Raw genomic sequence first — 3568 nt, 5'->3', positions numbered from 1 at the left:
AGCTGGTCTCTGCGCCTGGTCAACAGCGCCACCTCGGCGGCGTTCTCGGCGAGGTCGATGGCCTTGTCATACGCCGCGCGCGACTCCTCGCTGCGGCCGAGCCGGCGCAACAGGTCGGCGCGGGTGGCGTGGAAGGCGTGGTAATCGTCCAGGCTGGGTCCCAGGTGCCGGTCGATCTCGGCGAGCGCGACCTCGGGACCATCGAGCTCGGCGACGGCGATGGCGCGGTTGAGCCGGACGATGGGCGAGGGGTCGACCCGGACCATCTGGTTGTAGAGGGCGACGATCTGGGACCAGTCGGTGTCGCGGGCGTCCCTGACCGAGGTGTGGACGGCGTTGATCGCGGCCAGGATCTGGTAGCGCCCGGGGCGCGGGCCGCCGCTCGCGACGACGCCGAGCCGTTCGCGCACCAGCGTGTGCCCCTCCGCGATCAGCCCGAGGTCCCACGAGCCGCGGTCCTGCTCGTCGAGCCGGACGAGCTCGCCGGTGGCCGAGACCCGAGCCGTACGCCGCGCCTCGATCAGCAGCATCAGGGCCAGCAGGCCGGCGACCTCACCGTCCTCGGGAAGTAGGGCGCGGACCAGCCGGGTCAGCCGGATCGCCTCGACGGTCAGGTCGCCGCGTACGGCGTTCTCGTGGTCGCCGGAGGAGAGGTAGCCCTCGTTGAAGACGAGGAACAGGACCGCCAGGACGCCCGAGACCCGCTCGGGGAGGTCGGTGGCCTCCGGAAGGCGGTAGGGGATGTGGGCGGCCTTGATCTTGGTCTTCGCGCGAGTGATCCGCTGGCCCATCGTGGTCTCCTGGACCAGGAAGGCGTTCGCGATCTCGGGCACGGTCAGGCCGCCCACCATGCGCAGCGTCAGCGCGACCCGCGCCTCAGGCGCGAGCGCTGGGTGGCAGCACGTGAACAGCAGACGTAGCCGGTCGTCCTCGATGGCGCCGAGAGGCTCGTGCGGGGTGTCATCGTGCATCGCGACGGCCTCCTTCTGCTTGTCGTCACGTTTGGACTCGCGGCGGATCCGGTCGATCGCGCGGCGGTTGGCGGTGGTGGTGAGCCAGGCGCCCGGGTTGGGGGGTACGCCATCGAGCGGCCAGCGCTCGACAGCGACCATGAACGCCTCGGACGCGGCGTCCTCGGCGATGCCGAGGTCGCTGAAGCGCTTGGCGAGGCTGGCGACCACCCGTGCCCATTCCTCTTGGTGGGCACGGGTGATCGCATCGGTGACGTCGACGGTCATGCTCCGGTCTCTGCGTCGATCGGGCGCAGCTCGAGCTTGCCGCGACACGCCCACGACGCCTCCTCGGCGACACGGAGCGCGGTCTCCCGGTCGGGGACGTCGATGATCCAGAAGCCCGCGAGGTGCTCCTTGGACTCGGCATAGGGCCCGTCGGTGTGCACCGGGGACTCGCCGAGGGCGTCGATGACGGTCGCGGTGCGCGGATGGCCGAGACCATCGGCGTAGACGAACCAGCCGTTCTTCGTGAGCTTCTCCGTGAGCGCTCCGACGTCCTTGTCGGACTGCTGCAGCTCCTCGGCCGAGCTGAGGCCGTAGAACTCGGCGTCGAGCTCAGCCTCCGTGCCGAAGATCGACAGCAGGTACTTCCCCATGGTTCAGCCCGCCTCGGGACCGGTCTGCATCGGGCGCACCTCGACCTTGCCGAGGCATGCCGCGGACGCCTCACCGGCCAGCTTGAGGGCAACATCGAGGTCGGGGACATCGATGATCCAGAAGCCGGCCATGTATTCCTTGGCCTCGGCGTAGGGACCGTCGGAGATGATCGGCTTCTCGCCCTGGCCGTCGACGACGGTCGCGTGCTTCGCGGCGTCGAGGCCGTCGGCGAAGACGAAGTAGCCCTCTTCCTGAAGCTTGTCGTTGAACTTCCCGGTCGCCTCGAACGAGGACATCATCTCCTCCTGCGAGGCGTAGCCGTAGTTCTCCTTCTCGTAGTCCGAGTCGGGACCCCAGACGGACATCAGGTACTTGGCCATGGTGCTCACTCCTTTGTGTTGGACGGCCTCGGTGACCGCCTCTCACCCTTGCTACGTACGTCTACACCCCGATCCGACACCGCTCACCCGAATTTCTCCACGGAAATTCGGTTCTTTACTATTTGGTGGTCACCTCGACAGGCTCGACCACCGGAGCAGAATGACCATCGCCGCGCGGCTCAAGGGAGCCGTGGCCGACACCCGCCCCCTGCAGGATCCGAACTTCCGGCGCCTGTGGATCGCCGGGATCATCACCATGATCGGGGCCCAGCTGACCGTCGTCTCGGTGCCGGCCCAGATCTACGCGGACACCGGCTCCTCGGCGTACGTCGGCCTGACCGGGGTGTTCGGGCTGGTCCCGCTGATCGTCTTCGGGCTCTACGGCGGCGCGCTCGCGGATCACTTCGACCGACGTACGATCCTGCTGGTCTCCACCACCGGCCTGATCGTCACCAGTGCGCTCTTCTGGCTCCAGGCAGCGCTCGGCAACACCAACGTCTGGGTGCTGCTGTGCCTCTTCGCGGTGCAGCAGGCGTTCTTCGCGGTCAACCAGCCGACCCGGTCGGCACTGCTGCCCAAGATCCTGCCTTTGAGCCTGCTGCCGGCCGCCAACTCGCTGCAGATGACGGTCTTCCAGGCCGGTGCCATCGCGGGCCCGCTGGTCGCCGGTGTGATGCTGCCCCTGACCGGGTTCACCTGGTTGTACGCCATCGACACGTTCACTCTCTTCGCCACCCTGTACGCGGTCGTCCTGCTGCCGAAGATCCCCGTCGAGGGCGCCGGCGCCAGAGTGCCCGGGCTGCGTTCGGTCTGGGACGGCTTCGCCTACCTCCGCCACCAGCCGGTGCTGATGATGAGCTTCGTGGTCGACCTGATCGCGATGATCTTCGCGATGCCGCGGGCACTGTTCCCGCAGATCGCGCACGAGTCGTTCGGCGGTCCGTCGGAGGGCGGGATCGCGTTCGCGCTGCTCTTCGCGGCGATCCCGGCCGGTGCGGTGATCGGCGGGATCTTCTCCGGCTGGGTCTCCCGGGCCGAGGCCCAGGGACGCGTGGTCATCTGGTGCATCGCCGTATGGGCCCTGGGGATAACCCTGTTCGGCGTCACCGTCGTCTTCGCGGACCACTTCACCGCCCTCATGCTCGGCCTGGGCGTGCTCTTCATGATGGTCGCCGGCGCTGCCGACGTGGCCTCGGCGGCCATCCGGATGTCGATCCTCCAGGAGGCCGCCGACGACAACGTACGCGGCAGGCTGCAGGGTGTCTTCACGGTCGTCGTCGCGGGTGGCCCGCGAGTGGCCGACGTCCTGCACGGCGGTGCGGCGGCCGTGGTCGGCACCGCGGTCGCGACCACCGGAGGTGGTCTGCTCAACCTGCTCGGGATCGCGGTGTGCGTGCTGCTGGTGCCCTCGTTCGTCGCCTACCGGGTCACCCGGACGTCGACGGGCTAGCGGTCATCGCCTCAAGTTCCTCCCCGGTCCGCCGCCATGGCACGCACTGGGCGGCGTTGCCCCCGCTCGAAAGACCCCGGTATGCCTTCGCGGGGGCGCCTTGCCCAGCACGCACCCTGACGACGGAC

Annotated in this window: 4 protein-coding genes; 1 reads left to right on the top strand and 3 read right to left on the bottom strand. The window is 68.8% G+C overall.

The window, feature by feature from the left end:
- The 3 genes from ACRDPS_RS23280 to ACRDPS_RS23270 form a co-directional block, all read right to left on the bottom strand.
- Positions 1 to 1238 (bottom strand): RNA polymerase sigma factor (locus ACRDPS_RS23280; protein WP_431504046.1); only part of this gene is annotated, 1238 nt, incomplete at its 3' end.
- Positions 1235 to 1609, bottom strand: coding sequence for a YciI family protein (locus ACRDPS_RS23275; RefSeq protein WP_431504045.1), 375 nt, complete (start codon positions 1607 to 1609; stop codon positions 1235 to 1237). The genes ACRDPS_RS23280 and ACRDPS_RS23275, both read right to left, overlap by 4 nt.
- Positions 1610 to 1612: 3 nt before the next feature.
- Positions 1613 to 1990 carry a YciI family protein gene (locus ACRDPS_RS23270; protein ID WP_431504044.1) on the bottom strand — a complete coding sequence of 126 codons (378 nt, stop codon included), beginning with the start codon at positions 1988 to 1990 and terminating at the stop codon, positions 1613 to 1615.
- A gap of 160 nt (positions 1991 to 2150) precedes the next feature.
- Between ACRDPS_RS23270 and ACRDPS_RS23265 the strand changes: the two genes are divergently transcribed.
- The gene (locus tag ACRDPS_RS23265) at positions 2151 to 3440 is read left to right on the top strand and encodes an MFS transporter (protein ID WP_431504043.1); all 1290 of its coding nucleotides are present in this window, start codon (positions 2151 to 2153) and stop codon (positions 3438 to 3440) included.
- The last annotated feature ends 128 nt before the right edge of the window (positions 3441 to 3568 follow it).

The organism is Nocardioides sp. (genome assembly GCF_050699375.1).
Lineage (GTDB): Bacteria > Actinomycetota > Actinomycetes > Propionibacteriales > Nocardioidaceae > Nocardioides.
This window is presented reverse-complemented; position numbering and strand designations above follow the sequence as displayed.

What these genes read in the sequence shown, in the direction of transcription:
- ACRDPS_RS23275 (WP_431504045.1), bottom strand. Translation starts at nt 1,609, where the DNA reads ATGGGGAAGTACCTGCTGTCGATCTTCGGCACGGAGGCTGAGCTCGAC.
- ACRDPS_RS23270 (WP_431504044.1), bottom strand. Translation starts at nt 1,990, where the DNA reads ATGGCCAAGTACCTGATGTCCGTCTGGGGTCCCGACTCGGACTACGAG.
- ACRDPS_RS23265 (WP_431504043.1), top strand. Translation starts at nt 2,151, where the DNA reads ATGACCATCGCCGCGCGGCTCAAGGGAGCCGTGGCCGACACCCGCCCC.